Source organism: Mesorhizobium jarvisii (genome assembly GCF_003601985.1).
Classification (GTDB): Bacteria; Pseudomonadota; Alphaproteobacteria; order Rhizobiales; family Rhizobiaceae; genus Mesorhizobium; species Mesorhizobium jarvisii.
In genome coordinates, this window is the sequence record NZ_QZXA01000006.1 from 377,501 (window position 1) to 399,462 (window position 21,962).

A 21,962-nucleotide genomic window follows, 5' to 3' on the forward strand; every position below is an offset into this window, starting at 1 on the left:
CCAGGGCCAGGTCATTGGCTATCTCGGCCAGACCGGTCTTTCCACCGGTCCGCATCTCCACTACGAGCTGATCGTCAACGGCACCAAAGTCGATTCGATGCGTGTTCGGCTGCCGGTCGGCAAGGTGTTGAAGGGCGACGACCTCGTCGCCTTCAAGCGCGAGCGCGAGCGCATCGATGACCTGCTGAAGCAGGAAGAAGGCAATTCGCTGAAGGTCGCGAGCGCCAAGATCGACGGCTAGATCGATTTCACCGCTTCCCGGAAACGGCGAACCTCTCTAACTCTTTGTTTTGACGCAATCCCGAGGGAAAGCGCTACGCGCCTACCCGGGAAAACCGCTCGCGCTTCTCCAGGAATTGCTCTGAACCTTGACCAATCCGGCATCGGCGAATCAGTTTCGCGACGAATCTGTTGACGATTCATCGGCGCGGCGCGGCCAGGGCAGCGCCTGACCCGAAACGGTCATCCAGGCGATGATCGCGGCAAGCAGGCAGAGCACGGCCGTCGTCAAGGATATGGCTGAAAAGGCCATGTCGCTGGCAGCAAGGCGTGTTGCTTCAAGTTCGGGCGGCAGGCCTGTCGATACCGGTTCGCCAAAACCTGGAATGCCCGGCCTGACCCTGGTGTCGAGCATCGTTGAATAGACCCAGGTGGCAAGCGAGCCCATTGCCGCCACCGCGATCAGGCCGCCAATGCGCGAGACGGCATTGTTGATGCCGGAGGCAGCCCCTGTATCCTTGTCTTCCACCGCCGTCATGATCGCGGTGGACAGTGGTGAGACGACCAGCGCCATGCCGAGGCCCATCAGCGCCATCAGCGGAAATATTCCGGTCCAGAAATGGTGGATGCCGGCACGGCTGAGCAAGGCAAGTCCGGCGAAGGCGAGAGCCACGATCAGGCTGCCGCAGGCGATCGGGAAACGCGGTCCGATCCGGTCCGACAACTGGCCGACGGGTCCCGACAGAAGGGCGATCGATGCCGACAACGGCAGGAAGATGAAGCCGACCTCGGCCGTGCTCAGTCCCCAGCCGGCGATCAGCAGCATCGGCAGATAGAAAAGATTGGCCGACAGTGCGAAATAGAGGAAGAAGGTCGCCACATTGGCACCGGCAAAAGCGCCGATGCGAAACAGGCTGAGGTCTATCATCGGCTCGCGCTGGCGTAGTTCGAACAGGATGAAGACGACAAGCAGCACCGCGCCGGCGGCAATGCTCGGCCCCGCCATATGGCCCTCGCCGCTCGAACTCATCGAGGTCAGCCCATAGGCGAGTGCGCCGAACGCCAATGTCGCGAGCGCGCCACCGCCGAGGTCGAGGCTGCGTTTTTCCGTCGCCGCATCGGCCGGAATCTTGACGAGCAGCAGGTAGATCGAGATCAGGCCGAGCGGCAGGTTGACGGCGAAGATCGCCCGCCAGATGCCGTCGCCGAAAGCCGACAGCACAAGGCCGCCGAGCACCGGCCCAAGGGCTGTGGTCAGCGCCGAGGCGGCCGCCCAGATGCCGATTGCACGGCCCCGCTCCTTTTTCGGATAGGCCTTGGCGATGATGGCGAGGCTCCCCGGCACCATGATCGCAGCACCAATACCCTGGACAGCGCGAAACGCGATCAGCACGACGGCATTCGGCGCCAGCGCACAGGCGAGCGAGGCAACGATGAACAGCGCGATGCCGGCCACGAAGGCACGGCGCAGCCCGAACCGGTCGCCGGCGGCGCCGCCGGCAAGGATCAGCGCCGAAAGCGTCAATGCATAGGCATTGGAGATCCACTGCGCCTCGGCAAGGCTGGCGCCGAGGTTGACACGGATCGCCGGCATGGCGATGGCCAGGATAGAGCCGTCGATGAAGCCAAGCGCGGAGGCCAGGATCGCCGCGATCAAGACGAATCGCCGTTGTGATTGCGGACAAAAGGTTCCGTTTGTGACCGGGCTGGTCAGCGGGGCGGCGGCAGCTTCATTTGGCGAATGCATGGCACCTTGCTTAGACCCCGAGCGCACCGGCAACAACCGGCCAGCAGCTTGCAGTCCTTGAAACCAGCCAATTGGCCAGGATGCGTCCTGTATCGATGCAAACGCCGGCAGTCATGCTAAGTTTTCCGGAAGACGGCAGCCGGGGAAAATTGATGAAACGACCACTTGAAGCGTCGGCGGAGGGACGCGGCCGCATTGTCGGCATCACCGACGGCGTCTTTGCCATCGCGCTCACGCTCATCGTGCTCGAGATCAGGGTGCCGGCGCATGAGACCGTGCATTCCGAGCACGATCTGCTGGTCGCCATTGCCGCACTGGCACCGCGCTTCCTGACTTATGCCTTGAGCTTCCTGACGCTGACCATCTTCTGGTTCGGCCAGCAGGCTCAGCACGGGCTGATAGCCAAATCCGACAGGCGGCTTGCCACGCTGAATCTCTGCTTTCTCGCCTTCATTGCGCTCTTGCCGTTCTCGACCGACCTTCTGGCGGACTTCCTCGAATTCAGGACCGCGGTGCTGGTCTACTGGCTCAACCTGCTGATGCTCGGCGTCACGCTGTTCGCCAGCTGGCGCTACGCGGAAAAGAACGGCTTTGTCGCCGAAGACGTCGATGCCGAAACGAAGCGCACGGTCTATCTGCGCATCGTCAAGGCACAGATCCTGTGGGCGATCGGTGCGCTACTCTGCCTGGTCACGCCATTGCTCAGCGTCGGCTTCATCCTGGTGGTGCAGCTGATCTATGCCACCGCGCTGCGCGGCTCATTGCTGCGCAAAGTCATCGGCTGAAGGTCCGCCGACAAACTCCACGGTGACGCCTGGCGACACCAGCTTGGCGAGTTCGCGCGCGTCCCAGTTGGTCAGGCGAACGCAGCCATGGCTTTCGGTCTTGCCGATCTTCGACGGCTCGGGCGTTCCGTGGATGCCGTAAGTCGGCTTGTCCAGGGCGATCCACACCGAGCCGACGGGGCCGTTGGGGCCTGGCGGAATGGTCAGGATCTTGTCGTTCTGGCCCTGCTTGAAGTTGATGTTCGGATTGTAGGTGTAGTTCGGGTCGAGCGCGATGCGCGACACGGCGTGGATGCCGGTGGGCGACGGCGTGTCGGCAGAGCCGATGGTCGCGGGATAGGCAGCGACCAGCTTGCCGCCGGCATCATAGGCGTACACTTCCTTCTTGGTCTTGTCGGCGACGATGCGCGCCACTGGCGTTGACACCAACTTGCCGAAATTGGCGACCTTGATGATCGTGCCGGGGCGATTGAAGTCGAGACCCTTGTTGATCGACTTGAGATAGTTCTCGTCCATGTGGAAGCGCTCCGCCAGCGCCTCCGTGACGGAGGTGTAGCACATGCAGTTGAGCTGTGCCTTCTGGCCGTAATCTTCCGGGATCGAGGCGACATAGGGGCCAGCAGCATCTTGCGCTGTGATGGTGTAGCTGGCGAAAGCATCGCCGCCCGATTGCGCGAGCGCCGCCTGGATGCCGACTGTGTCCGTCGATTTCAGATTGCTGCCGGTGATCTGGTTATAGGCGGCCAGGGCCTTATCGACATTCGAGCCAAAACGCCCGTCGATCACGCCCGGCGAAGCGCCGCCGCGGTCGAGCAGCACCTGCAGCGCCGCCACGTCCTGGCGCACGCCGAGCGACAGCGACGGATCGACGGCGGCCTTGCCGCCAGTATCCGGCGGCAGGGAAGCCTGCGTATCCGGATTGACCTGCTCTACGTCGGGCTGCGCAGGGTCTATCGCGGCCTCGTTCAGCGGCTGGCGCTTGATGGTGCCCGGCCTTGCCGGTGCATCGGGATAGCTGTTGTCGTAATTGCCGTCGTCCTGCGGCGCCGGCGGATAGGCTTCGACCGAATTGTCGCCATTGGGGTCGTATTCATCCGCCGGCGGCGGGATGACCCGGCCTTCCTCTTCCAACTGCTTGCGGCGGAAGCGGGCCATGTCCTCGGGATCATCGAGATAGTAGCGATCATCATCGGCAGGGGCACGGCCCAATTCGCGCAGCCTTGTCTCGCGGCGCAGCGCGCGCCGGTCAAGCCGTGTCTGCGGCGGCTGTATGGCGATGACCTTGCCGGTGTCGGCATCGACGATGACACGGTTGCCACGCGCGTCGTAGTAGATGTCCAGATTTCCGTCCTGGGCCACAAGAATGCCGCCATCATTGGCGGCGCGGGCAACCCTTGGTGCACTGTCCTGCGTCGGCGCGGCGAGCGCACCGAAAGTCACAAGCCCGGTGGCGAGCGCCGAAAGGGCAAAGATCGTGCGGAACATCGTGGCCAACTCTCCGGTCCGTAATTGCCGCCGCCCGGCATTGTTCACTGGGCGAACCCCTTCGCCAGCAAACCAGTTACCCCACCCTATGGTTCCAATATGAACCGGGCATGAAGATGGCGGTTTTTCGGCGTACCGACGAATACTCGCTAGCTCGCGAGCCCCAATTCCTTGCGCGCCTGCTTGGTCAGCTTCAGGGCGACAAGGCGATGGCTCTCGCGCAAATAGTCCTTCAGCGCGGCATCATCCATGCTCTGGCTTGTCCGACGCTGGATCCACTTCATGCCGCGCGAGGCAAGGTAGGGCGCGGGCCGCAAGCCCGGCTGCTCCTTCAGCACATCATAGGCGATGTCGGAGCATTTGAAGGTGACGAAGAGCTGCTGGCCTTGATCCCAGCCGCCGATCGCAAACACCTTGGCCCCGACCTTCCAGACATGGGCACCGCCCCACTGGATGACGTGGTTTGCCGCGGGCAATGAGGCGCAGAAGCCGTTGTAGTCGTCCAGCGTCATCCGCCCCCCACCCTCAATATGAAAACGCCGCGCGTCCAGGGTGGACGCGCGGCGTTGAAATCAGGCCGCCGCTTCGGTCGCGACGACCGTCGGCTTCGAGCGGAAGTTCAGCCGGTCGGAACCGGACGTGACCTTGACGGTCGAACCGTCTAGAATCTCGCCGAGCAGGATCTTCTCCGCCAGCGGATCCTGGAGTTCCTTCTGCATCACCCGCTTCAGCGGCCGCGCGCCATAGGCCGGATCGTAGCCCTTGGCCGCCAGCCACTCGATCGCCTCATGATCCAGCGACAGCGTGATCTTGCGATCGACGAGCAGGCTTTCCAGCCGCTTGAGCTGGATCTCGACGATGCGGTCCATGTCCTTGCGGCGCAGCCGGTGGAACAGGATCACCTCGTCGACGCGGTTGAGGAATTCCGGCCGGAACGATGCCCTGACCACGCCCATCACCTCGTCGCGCACGGCGTCGACATCCTGGTCCTCGCCGAGATTGACCAGGTATTCGGCGCCGAGGTTCGACGTCATGATGATCAGCGTGTTGCGGAAATCGACCGTGCGGCCCTGCCCGTCGGTGAGCCGGCCGTCGTCGAGCACCTGCAAGAGCACGTTGAACACATCGGGATGCGCCTTCTCGATCTCGTCGAACAGCACGACCTGATAGGGCCGGCGCCGCACCGCTTCGGTCAGCGCGCCGCCTTCCTCATAGCCGACATAGCCGGGAGGTGCGCCGATCAGCCGGGCGACCGAGTGCTTCTCCATGAACTCCGACATGTCGATGCGCACCATGGCGCTGTCGTCATCGAACAGGAAGCTTGCCAGCGCCTTGGTCAGTTCGGTCTTGCCAACGCCCGTCGGTCCCAGGAAGATGAACGAGCCGATCGGCCGGTTCGGATCCTGCAGCCCGGCACGGGCGCGCCGCACCGCCTTGGAAACGGCTTGCACCGCCTCGCCCTGGCCGACGACCCGCTTGCCGATCTCGTCTTCCATGCGCAGCAGCTTGTCACGTTCGCCCTGCAGCATCTTGTCGACCGGAATGCCGGTCCAGCGCGAGACGATATGGGCGACGTGGTCGGGGGTGACCACTTCCTCGACCATGCCGGCCTTGCCGTCCTGGGCTTCGGCTTCCTTCAGCTTCTTCTCGAGTTCCGGGATCTTGCCATAGGCTAGCTCGCCGGCGCGCTGGAACTCGCCCTTGCGCTGGGCAATGGCAAGCTCGTTGCGTGCCTCGTCGAGCTGCTTCTTCAAGTCGGCCGCAAGCCCGAGTTTCTGTTTCTCGGCCTGCCACTTGGTTGTGATCTCGGTCGATTCCTCCTCGAGGCCGACAAGCTCCTTCTCCAGGCGGGCAAGCCGGTCCTTCGAGGCATCGTCCGTCTCGACCTTCAGCGCCTCGCGCTCGATCTTGAGCTGCATGATGCGGCGGTCGATCTCGTCCAGCGCCTCGGGCTTGGAATCGACCTGCATCCTCAGCCGCGAAGCGGCTTCGTCGACCAGGTCGATCGCCTTGTCCGGCAGGAAGCGGTCGGCGATATAGCGGTTGGACAGCGTCGCCGCCGCCACCAGCGCCGAGTCCGAGATACGCACCTTATGGTGCTGCTCGTATTTTTCCTTCAGGCCACGCAGGATCGAGACGGTATCCTCCACCGTCGGCTCGTCGACAAAGACCGGCTGGAAACGGCGGGCGAGGGCGGGATCCTTCTCGACATGTTTTCTGTATTCATCGAGCGTGGTCGCGCCGACGCAGTGCAGCTCACCGCGCGCCAGCGCCGGCTTCAACAGGTTCGACGCATCCATCGCGCCATCCGCCTTGCCGGCACCGACCAGCGTATGCATCTCGTCGATGAACAGGATGATCCCGCCTGCGGCAGAGGTGACTTCGGAAAGCACGGCCTTCAGCCGCTCCTCGAACTCGCCGCGATATTTGGCGCCGGCGATGAGTGCGCCCATGTCGAGCGCCATCAGCTGCTTGTCCTTCAGCGATTCCGGCACATCGCCATTGACGATGCGCAGCGCCAAGCCTTCGGCGATCGCCGTCTTGCCGACGCCCGGCTCGCCGATCAGCACAGGATTGTTCTTGGTGCGGCGCGACAGCACCTGGATGGTGCGGCGAATCTCGTCGTCACGGCCAATCACTGGGTCGAGCTTGCCCGCGCGGGCATCCGCCGTCAGGTCGCGCGCGTATTTCTTCAGCGCGTCATAGCCTTGCTCTGCACTCGCCGAATCGGCGGTGCGGCCCTTGCGGACATCGTTGATGACCTGGTTAAGCGCCTGCGCGGTGACGCCGGCCTTTGCCAGTATGTCGGCGGTCTTGGACGACTTTTCCATGGTGAGCGCCTGCAGCAGCCGCTCGACCGTGACGAAGCTGTCGCCGGCCTTCTTGGCCAGTTCTTCCGCCGTCGAGAACACCTTGGCCAGCGGCTGCGCCAGATAGAGCTGGCCGTTGCCGCCTTCGACCTTCGGCATCGCCTCAAGCGCCGTCTCGACGCCGAGCTTGACATCGCGGACATTGCCGCCGGCGCGCTCGATCAGCGACGCGGCCAGGCCCTCGTCATCGTCGACGAGCACCTTCAAAATGTGTTCGGGGGTGAATTGCTGGTGATTGCGGGAGAGCGCCATGGTCTGCGCGGACTGGATGAAGCCGCGCACGCGCTCGGAGTACTTCTCAAGGTTCATATCTGTCTCCTTCCATCACCGGCCCGCTTTGCGGCACCGGATCAGATTGCGGTGACGGACCCGCCCATTCGAGCCGGATCCCGTTCAGCCGAGATATGGTGCATAGGCCATGCCGTCTCAAGACGCCTTGATGTCGGTCAATGCATAATATTCCACGTCAGCCGAAACGAAAACGGCGGAGATTTCTCTCCGCCGTTCAACGCCTTGAAATGCCGTTCGATCAGTTGTCGATGTCGACGATCACCGGCTCGGCATTGCCGCTATCGGCCGGGGCCGCGGCCGCCTCGCCGGCATCCGCATTGTCGCCACCGCTGTCGACCTGCTCGGCATTGGTGCGCGGGCGGCGCGGACGGCGCGGGCGACGGGCGGCACCGCTCTCGGCGGCAGCCTCGTTAAGCTCGGCCTGGGCGGCAAGAGCCGCCGGCGAAAAACTCTCGAACAGCGGAGCCTGCTCAGCAGCCGCAACGGCCTCGACCGGCGAACCGGGCTCAACCTGCACCTCCGCCTGTGCCGGCGCCTCGTTGCGCTGCTGCTGGCCGCCTTGCTCGGTCGACGAGGCATAATCGCGCTGGCCATTCTGGCCATAGCCGCCATTGGGGCGGCGATCGCGGTGACGCCCACCATTGTTGTCGCGGCCGCCATTGTTGCGCCCGTTATTATCGCGCCCGCTATTGTCACGATTGTCGCGGCCGTCACGGTTCAGTGCGACCTCGGCCGGCATGCCCTCGATCACTGGCTGGGGACCGGCGCCATGGTTGATGACAGGAATTTGCGGATCGGAAACTGTGTTGCCGCCATTGCCGGCGCCATTGTTGCCGGCATTGTCGAAATCGTCGCGATCTTCATCGCCGTCATCGTCGAAATCGTCGCGGTTCTGCTGGACGTTCTGGATCGGCATCTGCGCCTGCGCGGCGGCAATGATGCGATTGTAGTGTTCGGCGTGCTGGAGATAGTTCTCCGCCATGACCCGGTCGCCGGAGCTTTGCGCGTCACGGGCCAGGGTAGCGTATTTCTCGGCGATCTGCTGAGCCGATCCACGGATCTTCACATCCGGGCCGTTGCTCTCGTAGTTGCGCGTCAGGGGATTAGGGCCCTTGCGGTTGTTGTTGTTATTGTTGTTGCCACCGCCGCCGCCATTGTTGTTGCGACCGCGCATGCGCCTGTTCTGCTGTTGTGGCCTCATTCGACTCTCTTCATCTTGAAATTTTCGAAAACTCGTTACGAACGGAGGCGCTCATGCAGCCAGCCGTTTCGTTTCTTCACCGGCGTTCGCCCGCATCAATTGCGTTGGCGCCACGTGCCATCCTGTTCCGGTTACATCACTTGCCGGACGATTCCCGCACGAAGCTTGGGCGTCGTTTGCGCAAGAAGGCAGCTATTTCCAAGGAGGACCGAATCGCTAAGAGCACTGCCTGCTTCGTCTCATCCGGTTGAGGCGACCCTAGCCGCATTCCCCGGTATTGCCAAGCGGTTTTTTCGCGCTGCGTCAAGGCTTATCCCCATTGAAAGACAAGAACCCTGTCGTTTCCGCCGAGATCACGTAAGGCAGCAGCCAATGCATAACCAGCCGCCTTGAATATATCCGTAACCTCGTTGCGTTGCGTATGGCCGATCTCGACCGCAATCCTGCTTTCGGCTTCTAGAAACCGGGCCGCCTCGGCGGCGATGATCCTGTAGGGGTTCAGCCCATCCACGCCGCCATCCAAGGCTAGGTGTGGGTCGAAATCGCGGACCTCGTCCTGCAGATTTCCAATGTCTCGTAAAGCTATATAGGGAGGGTTTGCGGCAATTACATGGTATCGGCCGGAAACTTTTTCGAACCAGTCCGACTGCACCGTCGTGAACCGGCGGCCAAGCCCGAGTTCCCCGGCGTTGCGGGCTGCCGTCGCCAGCGCGCCGGCGGAAATGTCGACACCGGTGGCGGTCGCGGCCGGCACGGCACTCAGCAGCGCCAGCGCGATGGCTCCCGTCCCGGTACCGAGATCAAGGATGCGGCAGGTCCCTTCGCGCGCGGCCGTCGCCTCGACAAAAGGCAGCACCGCCTCGACCAGCGTTTCTGTATCCGGCCTCGGCTCGAGCGTTTCCGGCGACAGCGACAGCCGCAAACCGTAGAATTCGCGGTAGCCGAGGATGCGATGCACCGGTTCACCACCAGCCCGGCGCCTTAAGGCGGCTTCGATCGCGGCGATGGCATTGCCGTCCATCGAGCGTTCAGGGTCGGCAATGGCCTGCGTGCGCGTCGTGCCGGAAAAATGTTCGACGATCAGCCGCGCATCGAGCGCCGGATCATCGACCCCGGCCATGGCAAGTCTGGCCCGCGCTTCCCGCAGCAGCGGCCCCAGCGCCTCGGGCAGAGGGTCAGCCATCGAGGCCGATATCGGCCAGCAGCTTCGACTGGTAATCGGCGATCAGCGCGTCGACAATTTCGTCGAGCTCGCCCATCATCACCCGGTCGAGCTTGTAGAGCGTCAGGTTGATGCGATGGTCGGTGACGCGGCCCTGCGGGAAATTATAGGTGCGGATGCGCTCCGAACGGTCACCGGAGCCGACCTGCGATTTACGCGATTCCGAGCGTTCCTCGTCCGCCTTGCTGCGCTCCAGATCATAGAGCCGGGCACGCAGGATCTGCATGGCCTTTGCCCGGTTCTGATGCTGCGATTTCTCCGCCTGCACCACCATGATGCCCGTCGGCAAATGGGTGATGCGCACCGCCGAATCGGTGGTGTTGACATGCTGGCCACCGGAGCCCGAAGCGCGCATCGTATCGATGCGGATATCTTCGGCGCGGATTTCGATGTCGACCTCTTCCGCTTCCGGCAGCACGGCGACGGTCGCCGCCGAGGTGTGAATGCGCCCACTTGCCTCGGTCGCCGGCACGCGTTGCACGCGATGCACGCCGGATTCGAATTTCAGATGGGCAAACACGCCCTTGCCCGAAACGGTGGCGATGATTTCCTTGAACCCGCCTGCATCGCCGTCGCTGGCAGACACCGTCTCGAACCGCCAGCCGCGTTCGGCGGCATAGCGCTCATACATGCGAAACAGGTCGCCGGCGAAGAGCGCAGCCTCGTCACCGCCGGTACCGGCACGGATTTCGAGGATGGCATTCTTGTCGTCGGCGGCGTCCTTGGGCAGAAGCAGGATCTGGATATCCTTCTGCAGCGTTTCGATACGCTCCTCCACGCCGGGCAGGTCCGCCTCGGCGAGCGCCCGCATCTCGGCGTCGGTGCCCTTGTCGGCAAGCATTGCCTCAAGGTCGGCCTGCTCATGCTCGGCCGAGCGCAATTGCCTGACCTTGGCCACCATGTCCTGCAGCTCGGCATATTCCGATGCCATCTTCACATAGGCGTCCGGCGCCGGGCCGGCCGACATCTGCGCTTCGAGCATCTCGAAACGCTTGACGACTTGATCCATACGATCGCGGGGCAGATTGACCATGATGGGGCGCTACAACGGAATCGAGCGGTCGTCGGCGAAGGCCTGCAGCAGCGCCCGCATCGGCAACCCCTGCGCCGGCGCCATCAGATTGTCGTCGAAGAACGCCGTCAGCTCATCCAGCGGCAGTTCCGTCAGCATCGCCTTGACCGGGCCGATCGAGGCCGGCGACATCGAGATCGAACGGAAGCCCAGACCGATCAGCGCCATCGCCGAGATCGGCTTGCCGGCGAGTTCGCCGCACAGCGTCACCGGCGTGTGGTTGCGGATGCCGGCATCGGCGATCTGCTTGAGCACGCGCAGGAACGGCGCCGACAGCGTGTCGAAGCGGTTGGCCAGTTGCGTGTTGCTGCGGTCGACCGCCATGACGAACTGGAACAGATCGTTCGAGCCGACCGAGACGAAATCGACCGCCTTCATCAATTCGTCGAGCTGGAACAGCAGCGACGGCACTTCCAGCATCGCGCCCAGCTTGAGGCTGGTCGGCAGATGATGGGCGAAACGCGACAGATGCCGCACCTCGCGGTCGATGATCTCGCGCGCCTGGGCGATCTCGCCAAGCTCGGTCACCATCGGCAGCATCAGCTTGAGCTCGCGCCCGCCGCTGGCCTTCAGCAGGGCGCGGATCTGGGTGCGCAGCAACCCGGGCCGGTCGAGCGTTAGCCGGATCGCCCGCCAGCCGAGCGCCGGGTTTTCTTCCTGGATGGCGCCCTTGAAGTACGGCAGCACCTTGTCGCCGCCGATGTCGATGGTGCGGAAGGTGACAGGTTTGCCGCGCGCGGCCTCGAGCACGTCGCGATAGAGCTTCTCCTGCGCCTCGGCGCGCGGAAAGGTCGAGGCGACCATGAATTGCAGTTCGGTGCGGAACAGGCCGATGCCGGCAGCGCCGGACTCGGCCAGTTGCGGCAGGTCGACGGCAAGCCCGGCATTCATCAGGAGATCGACCTGCACGCCGTCCCTGGTCGTCGACGGCTTCTTGCGCAGCTCGCGATAGACCTCTTGCCGGCGCGCGCGAAACCGCACCTTTTCGGCATAGGCGGCTTCGAGATCGGACTGCGGCCGCAGATGGATCGTGCCTTCCTCGCCGTCGACGATGATGGCATCGCCGTTTTCCGCCATGGAAACGGCACCCTTCATCTGGCCGGCGACCGGGATGCCCATGGCGCGCGCGACGATGACGACATGGCTGGTGGCAGCACCATCCTCGAGCACCAGCCCGCGCATTTTTTCCCTGGGATAGTCCAGCAGCTCGGCCGCGCCCATCGAGCGGGCGACGATGATGGCGTCCTTCGGCAGCGAGGCCGCGACGTCTTCCGGTCCGCGGCCCATCAGCTGGCGCAAGAGCCGGTTGGCGAGGTCGTCGAAATCGCTCATCCGCTCGCGCAGATAGGGATCGGTCATGTGCAGCATGCGGGCGCGCATGTCGCTCTGCACCTTTTCCACGGCCGCTTCGGCCGTCAGGCCGTTGCGGATGGCCTCTTCCAGCCGGCGCACCCAGCCACGGTCATTGGCGAACATGCGGTAGGCTTCCAGCACCTGGCGATGCTCGCCCTCGAAGGCGACGTCGCGGCGCTCCAGCATGTCGTCGATGGAGAGCCGCAGCGAGCCGAGCGAGCTTTCCAGCCGCCGGACCTCTTCCTCGCTGTCCTCGTTGAACAGATTGGTGACGACGATGCGCGGCTCGTGCAGCACGACATGGCCAAGCCCGACGCCGTCGTTGAAGGACAGGCCGGTGAAACTGACCGGCCGGCGCAGATCGAGTTCGAGGCCCGGCCGCGTCAGCCGCGCCAGATCGCCGGTGGCGATCATCTCGGCGATGACCATGGCGGTGGTTTCCAGCGCCTCGACCTCGTCGTCGCGATAGTGGCGCATGGTCTTGTTCTGCACGACCAGGACGCCCAACGTGCGCCCTGCCCTGAGCACCGGCACGCCGAGGAAGGAATTGTAGATCTCTTCACCGGTCTCCGGCAGGTAGGCGAAGGCCGGATGCTCCTGCGCATTGGAAAGATTGAGCGGCCGCGCACTGGCGGCGATGGTGCCGACAAGGCCTTGCCCGAGCCGCAACTGCGCCAGGTGGACGGCGTTCGGGTTCAGACCCTCGGTGGCGTAGAGCTCAAGCACCGAATCGGCGCGCAGCACATAGAGCGAGCAGACTTCCGCAACCATGTTGGAAGCGATGTCGCGCACGATCCGGTCAAGCCGCTCCTGCGGCTCCAGCGGCTCTTGCATGAGCTCGCGGAGCCGTTTCAGCAAAACGCGCGGGCCACTGGCCTGGTCACGCATCGCGGCTTTTTCTCCAATGAAACACTTGCCGGCGCAGTTTCCGCCGCTGCCGGCATGCGCGCAACAACTGATTCAGTCTTGCTACTGCTTATCCAGACCGTAGACGGAATGCAAAGTGCGAACCGCAAGTTCGGTGTACGGACCGTCGATCAGTATCGAAATCTTGATCTCGGAGGTGGTGATGGCTCGGATATTGATCGCCTTCTCGGCCAGCGCCTTGAAAGCGGTGGCGGCGACACCGGCGTGGCTCCTCATGCCGATGCCGATGACCGAAACCTTCGACATGCCGGCTTCCGACTGCACGACATCGTAGCCGACCTCGGCCTTCAGCCGGTCGAGCACGGCCAGCGCCTTGTCGACGTCACCCGAAGGCACGGTGAAGGTCATGTCGGTGAACTTGCCGTCCTCGGAAATGTTCTGGACGATCATGTCGACATTGATGTTGGCCTCGGCCAGCGGCCCGAAAATGCCGGCGGCGACGCCAGGGCGGTCGCCGACGCGGCGCAGCGAAATCTGGGCCTCGTCCTTGGCGTAGGCAATTCCGGTGACGACCTGCTGTTCCACGATCTCTTCCTCGTCGCAAATGAGCGTTCCCGGAGGATTGAGCAAATCCCCCATTCCGGGCGCATCGGGATCGTCGAAGGACGACCGCACGAAGGTACGCACCCTGTGCACCATGGCAAGCTCGACCGAACGCACCTGCAGAACCTTGGCGCCGAGCGAGGCCATTTCAAGCATTTCCTCGAACGAGATCCTGGCCAGCCGCCGCGCCTTGGGCTCGATGCGCGGGTCGGTGGTGTAGACCCCGTCGACATCGGTGTAGATGTCGCAGCGGTCGGCCTTGACCGCAGCGGCGATGGCGACCGCGCTGGTGTCGGAACCGCCACGGCCGAGGGTCGCGATGCGGTTGTCCGGCCCGATGCCCTGGAAGCCGGCGATGACGGCCACCTGGCCCTCGCCGAAGCGCTTGATCAGGAAGGCGCCATCAATGTCGAGGATGCGCGCCGCGCCATGCGCGTTGTCGGTCTTGATCGGGATCTGCCAGCCCTGCCAGGAACGGGCGTGCACGCCCATGTTCTGCAAGGTGATGGCCAGCAGACCCGCGGTGACTTGCTCGCCGGAAGCGACGACCGCGTCATATTCGCGTGCGTCGTGCATCGGCGAGGCCTCGCGCGTCCAGCCGACCAGTTCATTGGTCTTGCCGGCCATTGCCGAGACGACCACCGCCACCTCATGGCCGGCGTCGACCTCGCGTTTGACGTGACGCGCCACATTGCGGATGCGGGCGATGTCGGCGACGGAGGTTCCGCCGAATTTCATCACGATACGCGCCATGGAAGCGAAATGCCTTTGACTGAAGCCGGCCTGGAGCCGAAAACGAAGGAAAGCGCCCGGCTGGCGCCGGCCGCTGAATGCGCGGCCTCCTTAGCCAAATGCTTTGGGTTTCGCAAGGCTGGCAGCGGAATGCCGGCTTCAACAAGACGGCATATTGCCATCCGGGTCCGCGCCGCTTACCAAATGCTGCCCGCGGGGAATTCCTTTTGGTTCGGCATAACAGATGATTGCTCGTCTTCGGCGCGCCATGCGGTTGCAATCGCTGCCGCTTGTCGCCGGCTTCGCCGTGCTGGCATTGATCGTCGGCACCCGTGCCCTGCTGGTCGAGGGACAAAGGGCCAATCGTGCCGCCGCGCGCGAGACAATTGAATACCAGCAGCAGCTTTCAGGGCTGCTTTCATTGGCGCAGGATGCCGAGGCCGGCCAGCGCGGCTATCTGCTGACCGGCGAGAAATCCTATCTCGAACCGTACCAGAAGGCTGTCGATGCAATCCCGGGGCAACTTGCCCGCATCGATGCCATGACATCATCCAACGATCAGCTCGCCCCGCAGATCAGCCACATCAAGGACGCGCTGGCGCAAAAACAGGCTGAACTGTCCGAGACGATCGCCCTCTACGACAAGGGCGATGCGTCGAAGGCGCTGGAACTCGTCCGCGGCGGCCAGGGCAAGGCCGCCATGGACGAGATCCGCGCCAGCATGGACACCATCCGGCGCATCGGCGCCGCCGACATCGCAGCGCGCGACGAGCACACGGACCAGGTCGAGGCCTGGCTGCGTGTCGGTTCGCTTGCGGCCCTCGTCGCGATCTTCCTGCTCGGTGCCTACACGATCCGCCAATCCCGCCGCCGCTTCCGCGAGGTCGCCACCGCCCAGGAAGAGCTGATGCGCAAGAACATCGAGCTCGGCAACGAGATCAACACGCGCGAGAAGGCCGAATCCCAGATCCGCCAGATGCAGAAGATGGAGGCGGTCGGCCAACTGACAGGCGGCATCGCCCACGATTTCAACAACATGCTGGCGGTCATCCTCAGCGCCATGAACCTTGCCCAGCGCAAGCTGAAGCGTGGCGAGAATGACATCGAGAAATTCGTCGAGGCTGCGACGGATGCAGCCGGCCGTGCCGCCAATTTGACCTCCCGGCTGCTCGCCTTCTCGCGCTTGCAGCCGCTTGCGCCGCAGGTGGTCGATACCAACCGGCTGGTGACCGGCATGTCCGACCTTCTCCACCGTGCGCTGGGCGAGGGCATACGCGTCGAAACCGTGCTGGCGGCCGGCCTGTGGAAAACCCACGCCGACCCCAGCCAGATCGAGAACGCCATCCTCAACCTTGCCGTCAACGCCCGTGACGCCATGGACAATGACGGCAAGTTGACCATCGAGACCGCCAACAGCCACCTCGACGACGCCTATGCCGCGACACATGCCGAAGTCACGCCAGGCCAATATGTGATGATCGCGGTCACCGACACCGGCACCGGCATGTCGCCCGAGGTCATCGCCAAGGCCTTCGAACCCTTCTTCACGACCAAGCCGGTCAACAAGGGCACGGGACTTGGGCTGAGCCAGGTGTTCGGCTTCGTCAAGCAGTCGGGCGGCCACGTCAAGATCTACTCCGAACCGGGCCAAGGCACGACGATAAGGATCTATCTGCCCCGGTTTTTCGGACCGGAGGAGCCGGCGGCACCCGCCGGGCGCGGCAAGAGCACCGTCAAGGTCACCGAGACGATCCTCGTCGTCGAGGACGACGCCCGCGTGCGGGCCGCCACGACAGACGCCATGCGCGAACTCGGCTATACGGTCATCCACGTTGGAAGTGGCCAGGAGGCCCTTCAGAAGCTGGCGGCGACATCGGGCATCGCCCTGCTTTTCACGGATATCGTCATGCCTGCGATGAACGGCCGCAAGCTCGCCGAGGAGGCGGTCGCACGCCAACCCGGCCTGAAGGTCATCTTCACCACCGGTTTCACCAGGAATGCCGTCGTCCATAACGGCGTGCTCGACCATGACGTTCACTTCCTGGCCAAGCCGTTCACCATCGAGCAACTCGAAGCCAAGCTGCGCGACGTGCTGGACGCGAAATAGGCCGCGCCGGGACTTCCTTCAGCCTGAGGCAGCCACGTTTGTCCACAGGCCGGGATAGTCGACGACGAAGCCGTGCGGCGAGACACCAAGGATCTCTTCATAACCGAACATGGGCGCGGTGTAGGCGTAGCGGGTCTCGTCGAGACGCCGATAGCTTTGCTCGAGAAGCACCATCTCGAATGTTGGAAAGCTCAGATAGGCGGCTGGAGCGGGCGTCGTCTCGCCGACACCGAGGTCGAACCGCCGGATCGCCAACAGGTTCGATGCCGGCGTGAAGCCGAGGTCGACATCGACAAGGCCGGTGACGTCCCGCTGTGGCTCGCCGTTCAGCGTCCACTCGCCGTCGGCACGTCGTTCAATGGCATAGTGCAGCTTGCGCATGCCGAGAAAACCGTCGACTCGCGCCGATCGCGTGCGCCAGCCGGCGTTGCAAATCACCTCATAGGCAAGGCAGCATGGCTTGCCGTCCTGGACGAAGATGGCTTGTCCCTGGAGGCTGTGCCCGCCATCGCCTTGCGACAGCAGGCAGGCGTCGTGGCCTTCCACATCCAGCCTGCGCCTAAGGATCGAAGCCGTCATGACCTTCATCGTGCACTCCTTCGAATCCAAACGATGCCCTTCATTCGCCCGCCGGGCCAATTGTGTTTCACCGCCGTACGCGACAGCTGACATGCCCTGACAGGATGCTCCGCCCTGTCGGCAGAGGAAAATTGTTGCCTTGACTTTCCCGCCTCCACGCCCGACTTCCTAGCGTTCGAGGAGACCAACCAATGCCAGAACCCCGACGATCGACGATCGATGCCGGAGAAGTGGAACGCTTTTCCGCCCTTGCCGCCGAATGGTGGAACCCGAACGGCAAGTTTCGTCCGCTGCACAAATTCAATCCGGTCCGGCTTTCCTATATCCGCGACCAGATAGCGACGCGCTTCGGCCGTGACCCGCGTGCCGCGCGGCCGTTCGAGGGGCTGCGCATCCTCGATATCGGCTGCGGCGGCGGTCTTTTGTGCGAGCCGATGGCGCGGCTTGGCGCCGAGGTCGTGGGAGCGGACGCCTCCGAGACAAACATCGAAGTGGCGAAACTGCACGCAGCCGAAGGCAATGTGATCGTCGACTACCGAGCCACGACGGCCGAGGATCTTGCCGACGCCGGCGAGACATTCGACGTCATCCTCAACATGGAAGTGGTCGAGCACGTCGCCGACATCGATCTGTTCGTCGCCAAATGCGGGCAGATGGTCCGGCCCGGCGGCATCATGTTCGTGGCCACCATCAACCGCACGCTGAAGGCGCTGGGTCTCGCCATCATCGGTGCTGAATATGTGCTGCGCTGGCTGCCGCGCGGCACCCACCAGTTCGGCAAGCTGGTGCGCCCGGAAGAACTGGAGAAGGCGCTAGGCGGCGCCGGCCTGACGATCATCGACCGCACCGGGGTCACCTACAATCCGCTTGCCGACCGCTGGGCGCGATCGAAGGACATGGACGTCAACTACATGGTGCTGGCGGAGAAGGGATCCGTCTGATCCGCTCTTACGCTATTCAGTGCTGAGGGGTCGGTAGCAGCCCCGCCAATAGATCAGCGCCTGGCCGGCATCGCGGGTGCGCACCGCCTCGACCGAGCCGATCACGATGGAATGCGTGCCGCGGTCGATCATCTCGTCGAGGCTGCAGTCGAAGGCGGCCACGGCGTCATAAAGCAGCGCGGCTCCGGTCTTAAGCGTCACCCATTCGGCGCCGTCATAGCGGTCCTTGCCCTTGATGCCGCCAAAGCCGGAGAAACGCTCCGCCACGGCTTGATGCTGAGGCCCCAGCGAATTGACGCCGAAATGCCGGTAGCGCTCGATAACCGGCCAGGTCGATGACGATCGGTTGACGCAAGCGATCACCTTGGGCGGTTCGGCCGACAGCGAGACCACCGAAATGACGACAAGGCCGGACCGGTCGTCGCCGGCACCGGCGGTGATGACGCTGACATTGCCGACGATGAGCCGCATGGCGGCGCGGAAGTCGGCGACGCTGACCGGAGCTTCTGTCATGGACATTGCCTCGTCGCCTCTTTGCTAAGCCGCCGACCGCATCGCGGCCGGTGCGATGCGAATGCCTCTCTCTTCGAGAATGGGTAGCACGGTGTCGCGAAAATAGGGGAATTCCTCGACATAATCGACGAAGGACAATGTCGAGCCGCGAAAGCCTGCCGCATGCAAGGCGGTGATCCCGTCGGCGACCTGCTCGGGCGTGCCGGTGAGCGGGAAGCCGCCATGGCCGGCCGCCATGCGGTCGCGAATGAGCGCCAGGAGATCATGCGGGAACGACTGCGCATGGGCGAATTGCAGCCGGACCAGATTGTCGACCGCCGCCCAGTCGGCATTGGCGCGGCCGAAATGTTCGAGATAGTCCGTGGCCTCCTTTTCGGTCGGGCGGCAGACGACATGGGCAAAGGTCAGCACGTCGACATCGCTGCCGGCGGCCCTCGCCTGCTCCTTCAGCGCAATGATCTCGTCCTTGGAGCGCGCCAGGTCGATCGCCGGCGTAAACAGGAAATCGGCGTTGCGGACCGCGAATTTGCGGCCCTCCTCCGACCCGGCGGCATTGAGGATCGGCGGCCGTGACGACGGACGCGGGTCCCCAAGCACATTCTTGAGTTTGAACCAGGTGCCGTCCCAGACGAAGGCTTCCGTGCGCTCCCACAGCGCCTGGACAATATCGAACCATTCCTGGGCATAGCCGTAGCGCGTGACATGGTCATCGGGCAGCGTCAGCCCAAGTGCCTCATATTCCGGCTTGTTCCAGCCGGCGACGATGTTGAGTCCGATGCGGCCGCGGCTGATCTGGTCGATGGTCGCCAGTTGCTTGGCAACGACCACGGGATGGTTGGCCGCGGTATGGGTGGTGGCGAAAACCGTGATGTTGCGGGTGAGCGCCAGAAGCCCGGCCGCCCAGGTGATCGTCTCCAGCACGTTGCCGTGGAAATTGGTCTCGCCGCCATAACCGATCCAGCGTGCGATCGGCAGCATGAAGTCGATGCCGGCCTCGTCGAGCAGATGCGCCAGCCGCAGATTGTTGTCCCAGGAACTGGCCCAGCGCTCGGGAACCTTGGTGACGGTCATGCCGCCGGAACAATTGGACGCGAAAGTGCCGAGAAAGAAGGGCTGCGCGTGAGGCGCGGTCTTGTCGAGCATGCTCATTGGCGGTGTTCTCCTCATTTTTTGCTTATAATTTATAATAGAAAGTCTATCATAAATTCATGTGGACGCAATCACCGGGATCAGCGCATGCTGATGGCAGGGGACAGGCAGATGAACGAACGGCGCAAATCTTTGGAAACACAGGCCGAGTTGCTGGATCGCGGCTGGCATCTGGCGCGCACGCCGCTGGAGATCGACGTCACCGAAGTCGAATACGCGCTGATGCGCTCCTACGAGGCATTCGGCCATTGGCAGGCTGAATGCCTCGCTACGGTGATCGAGTTTTCCGCCAGCGGACCCGAGAACGCACTGCTCCACATCATCCGCATGAACGACCGCCCGAAAAGCGTGCGCGATCTTGCCCAGATGACCAACCGCGACGACATCCCCAACATCCAGTACAGCCTGCGCAAACTGCTGAAGGGCGGTTTGATCACCCGCACCGGCAGCGGCAGGTCAGGCGTCACCTACGAAGTGACGCCGCTCGGGCATCGCGTGACCGAGCGCTATGCCGACATCCGCTCCGTCCTGCTTATCGATGCCGTGACGCGCATTCCCGAAATGGCCGACAAGCTCGAAGATGTCGCGCGCACGCTCGAACTGATGACCGGCATCTACGAGCAGGCGGCGCGGGCCGCCGCCACGCACCGCCGCCGGCATCCAAGGCCGGAGCCCGGCGGCGACGCCGACGGCGGCGGAAAACTTTGACGACGTTTACGCGGGCTGCGGCTTCGCGACGGCCTGGCTCTGCGCCTTCGTGGTGATGAAGACGCCGGCGGTGATGATGGCGGCGCCGGCCCAGGTCAGCAGCTGATAGTGCTCGCCAAGGAAGATCGTGCCGGCAAACAGCCCAACCGCGGCCGCCACATAGCCGATCTGGCTGAGATAGACCGGGCCGCCGACCGCCTGCAGCCGGAAGAAGAAGGCAAACATCGCCGACGCCGACGCAACCTGCGCGATGACGACCAGCGGAACGCCGCCGAGCGGCGCGAAGGCCTTGATGCCGAACAGAGCGAGAATGCCGGCGAGCAGCAGCGTCGCCGCCGCCAGATGGCTGCCGACGGCAAGCTCGATCGGGCCGGTGCCTTCCGGCCAGTCGACGGTGCGGTAGATATTGCCGGCTGCAAGGCTGACAGGGATCAGCAGCCCTATCACCACCCAGAAAAGATCGGCCGGCTGGCCGGCCTCGCCGCGCGTCGCCGCCACCATCACGGCGCCGACGAAACCGACGGCGATGCCTGATATGCCCAGCATGTTCGGGCGCCGGACGCGCAGCAGGATCGAGAACACCAGCGTGACGACGGGCGACAACGTGAACATGATGCCGGTATAGCCGGCGCCCAGATGCGGTATGGCCGAGAACATCAAGAGATTGGGGAGGGCATAGGACACGGCCGCCGTGACGAAGAAATAGCGCAGCTTGTGCGCGGTGAGCCGGATACGCTGGCCGCGCAGCAAAAGTGCGCACAAAAGCACGCCGCCGGCGCCGAGCGAGATGACGAAGGCCCAGACCATGGCCGGCACGCCGGCTGCCGTGGCGAGCTTGCCGAAGGGCAGTGTCAGGCCGAGCAGGCCGCCGGTGACGACCAGCAGGCCGAGCGCCGAATCCCAGAGAAATTTCATCGGATGGTCCCGTCACTCAATCGTGAAATTTGGCACTTGCGGCGCTTGGCCGGTGCTGTACCTTGAGATAAGATAACACAAAGATTCTTAACATCAAGATATTTAACGGTGAGACAGATGGATCGCGCGGCAAAGGCGATCGAACAGTGGAAACGGGAGCGGCCGGACCTTGATGTCTCGCCGATGGGCGTGCTCGGGCGATTGAACGAAGCCTCGTCGTTGATCGCGCGTGATCGCTTGGCGCCGCTGTTTGCCCGTTTCGGGTTGCAAGCCGGCGAGTTCGACGTGCTGGCAACGCTGCGCCGCTCAGGCTCACCTTACGCACTGACGCCGACAGATCTCTATGAAGCGACCATGGTGACATCCGGGGCCATGACCAATAGGCTCGACCGGTTGGAAAAAGCCGGATTGATCCTGCGCGGCCCGCACCCCAACGACCGGCGCGGCATCGTCGTGCAGCTTACCGAGAAGGGTCTCGCCTTGATCGACGAGGCCCTGACCGCTCATGTCGCCAACGAGCACGAGATTCTTGCGGGCCTGACGCCAGCGGAACGGGAAACGCTCTCGCACCTGCTTGAGAAATTGATAGGCAGCGTGAGCTGA

General features: G+C 63.7%; 19 protein-coding genes (1 of these 19 cut by a window edge). 6 read left to right on the forward strand and 13 right to left on the reverse strand.

What is annotated here, in order from left to right:
- On the forward strand, window positions 1-241 hold the final stretch of the coding sequence (locus tag D3242_RS17830) for a M23 family metallopeptidase (protein ID WP_027047418.1). The gene continues 1,730 nt to the left of window position 1, outside the view; only the last 241 of its 1,971 coding nucleotides appear in the window; its start codon lies beyond the left edge, outside the window; it ends in the stop codon at window positions 239-241.
- Between the two features lie 150 nt (window positions 242-391).
- On the opposite strand, the gene D3242_RS17835 is transcribed toward D3242_RS17830, so the two are convergent.
- A complete protein-coding gene (locus D3242_RS17835; RefSeq protein ID WP_038649874.1) occupies window positions 392-1,966 on the reverse strand; it encodes an MFS transporter in 1,575 nt (524 codons plus the stop codon).
- Window positions 1,967-2,118: 152 nt separating this feature from the next.
- Between D3242_RS17835 and D3242_RS17840 the strand changes: the two genes are divergently transcribed.
- Window positions 2,119-2,751 carry a TMEM175 family protein gene (locus tag D3242_RS17840; RefSeq protein WP_019861338.1) on the forward strand — a complete coding sequence of 211 codons (633 nt, stop codon included), beginning with the start codon at window positions 2,119-2,121 and terminating at the stop codon, window positions 2,749-2,751.
- Here D3242_RS17840 and D3242_RS17845 read toward each other — a convergent pair.
- The 8 genes from D3242_RS17845 to D3242_RS17880 form a co-directional block, all read right to left on the reverse strand.
- Window positions 2,725-4,236 (reverse strand): L,D-transpeptidase family protein, encoded by a 1,512-nt coding sequence (locus tag D3242_RS17845; RefSeq protein ID WP_064980969.1) that lies wholly within the window; start codon window positions 4,234-4,236, stop codon window positions 2,725-2,727. The genes D3242_RS17840 and D3242_RS17845 overlap by 27 nt on opposite strands.
- 149 nt (window positions 4,237-4,385) lie before the next feature.
- Window positions 4,386-4,748: an MmcQ/YjbR family DNA-binding protein gene (locus D3242_RS17850; protein WP_019861340.1), complete on the reverse strand. Its 363-nt coding sequence runs from the start codon at window positions 4,746-4,748 to the stop codon at window positions 4,386-4,388.
- A gap of 60 nt (window positions 4,749-4,808) precedes the next feature.
- Window positions 4,809-7,415: an ATP-dependent chaperone ClpB gene (clpB, locus tag D3242_RS17855; RefSeq protein WP_038649884.1), complete on the reverse strand. Its 2,607-nt coding sequence runs from the start codon at window positions 7,413-7,415 to the stop codon at window positions 4,809-4,811.
- A 220-nt stretch (window positions 7,416-7,635) separates the two neighbouring features.
- Window positions 7,636-8,598, reverse strand: coding sequence for a DUF4167 domain-containing protein (locus D3242_RS17860; RefSeq protein WP_064980971.1), 963 nt, complete (start codon window positions 8,596-8,598; stop codon window positions 7,636-7,638).
- A gap of 310 nt (window positions 8,599-8,908) precedes the next feature.
- On the reverse strand, window positions 8,909-9,781 hold the full coding sequence (gene prmC, locus D3242_RS17865; protein ID WP_064980973.1) for a peptide chain release factor N(5)-glutamine methyltransferase: 873 nt from the start codon (window positions 9,779-9,781) through the stop codon (window positions 8,909-8,911).
- Window positions 9,774-10,853, reverse strand: coding sequence for a peptide chain release factor 1 (gene prfA, locus D3242_RS17870; protein ID WP_019861344.1), 1,080 nt, complete (start codon window positions 10,851-10,853; stop codon window positions 9,774-9,776). The genes prmC and prfA overlap by 8 nt, the downstream gene beginning before the upstream one ends.
- A gap of 9 nt (window positions 10,854-10,862) precedes the next feature.
- A complete protein-coding gene (gene ptsP / locus D3242_RS17875) occupies window positions 10,863-13,133 on the reverse strand; it encodes a phosphoenolpyruvate--protein phosphotransferase (protein ID WP_064980974.1) in 2,271 nt (756 codons plus the stop codon).
- An 81-nt stretch (window positions 13,134-13,214) separates the two neighbouring features.
- Window positions 13,215-14,468: an aspartate kinase gene (locus tag D3242_RS17880; protein WP_064980976.1), complete on the reverse strand. Its 1,254-nt coding sequence runs from the start codon at window positions 14,466-14,468 to the stop codon at window positions 13,215-13,217.
- Window positions 14,469-14,715: 247 nt separating this feature from the next.
- On the opposite strand from D3242_RS17880, the gene D3242_RS17885 reads away from it, so the two are divergent.
- The gene (locus tag D3242_RS17885; protein WP_020629050.1) at window positions 14,716-16,554 is read left to right on the forward strand and encodes a CHASE3 domain-containing protein; all 1,839 of its coding nucleotides are present in this window, start codon (window positions 14,716-14,718) and stop codon (window positions 16,552-16,554) included.
- 18 nt (window positions 16,555-16,572) lie between these two features.
- Here the strand turns inward: D3242_RS17885 and D3242_RS17890 are convergent, their stop codons facing one another.
- Window positions 16,573-17,142 carry a putative glycolipid-binding domain-containing protein gene (locus D3242_RS17890; protein ID WP_064980977.1) on the reverse strand — a complete coding sequence of 190 codons (570 nt, stop codon included), beginning with the start codon at window positions 17,140-17,142 and terminating at the stop codon, window positions 16,573-16,575.
- Between the two features lie 182 nt (window positions 17,143-17,324).
- Between D3242_RS17890 and ubiG the strand changes: the two genes are divergently transcribed.
- The gene (gene ubiG, locus D3242_RS17895) at window positions 17,325-18,074 is read left to right on the forward strand and encodes a bifunctional 2-polyprenyl-6-hydroxyphenol methylase/3-demethylubiquinol 3-O-methyltransferase UbiG (protein WP_038649897.1); all 750 of its coding nucleotides are present in this window, start codon (window positions 17,325-17,327) and stop codon (window positions 18,072-18,074) included.
- Window positions 18,075-18,086: 12 nt separating this feature from the next.
- On the opposite strand, the gene D3242_RS17900 is transcribed toward ubiG, so the two are convergent.
- A complete protein-coding gene (locus D3242_RS17900) occupies window positions 18,087-18,587 on the reverse strand; it encodes a flavin reductase family protein (RefSeq protein ID WP_064981684.1) in 501 nt (166 codons plus the stop codon).
- Between the two features lie 24 nt (window positions 18,588-18,611).
- The gene (locus tag D3242_RS17905; protein WP_064980979.1) at window positions 18,612-19,736 is read right to left on the reverse strand and encodes an LLM class flavin-dependent oxidoreductase; all 1,125 of its coding nucleotides are present in this window, start codon (window positions 19,734-19,736) and stop codon (window positions 18,612-18,614) included.
- Between the two features lie 111 nt (window positions 19,737-19,847).
- Between D3242_RS17905 and D3242_RS17910 the strand changes: the two genes are divergently transcribed.
- Complete coding sequence (locus D3242_RS17910) at window positions 19,848-20,444, forward strand: winged helix DNA-binding protein (RefSeq protein WP_064981685.1); 597 nt, start codon at window positions 19,848-19,850, stop codon at window positions 20,442-20,444.
- 6 nt (window positions 20,445-20,450) lie between these two features.
- Here the strand turns inward: D3242_RS17910 and D3242_RS17915 are convergent, their stop codons facing one another.
- Window positions 20,451-21,359, reverse strand: a complete 909-nt coding sequence (locus tag D3242_RS17915) for a DMT family transporter (protein WP_064980981.1) — start codon at window positions 21,357-21,359, stop codon at window positions 20,451-20,453.
- Between the two features lie 117 nt (window positions 21,360-21,476).
- Between D3242_RS17915 and D3242_RS17920 the strand changes: the two genes are divergently transcribed.
- On the forward strand, window positions 21,477-21,962 hold the full coding sequence (locus tag D3242_RS17920; RefSeq protein WP_038649901.1) for a MarR family winged helix-turn-helix transcriptional regulator: 486 nt from the start codon (window positions 21,477-21,479) through the stop codon (window positions 21,960-21,962).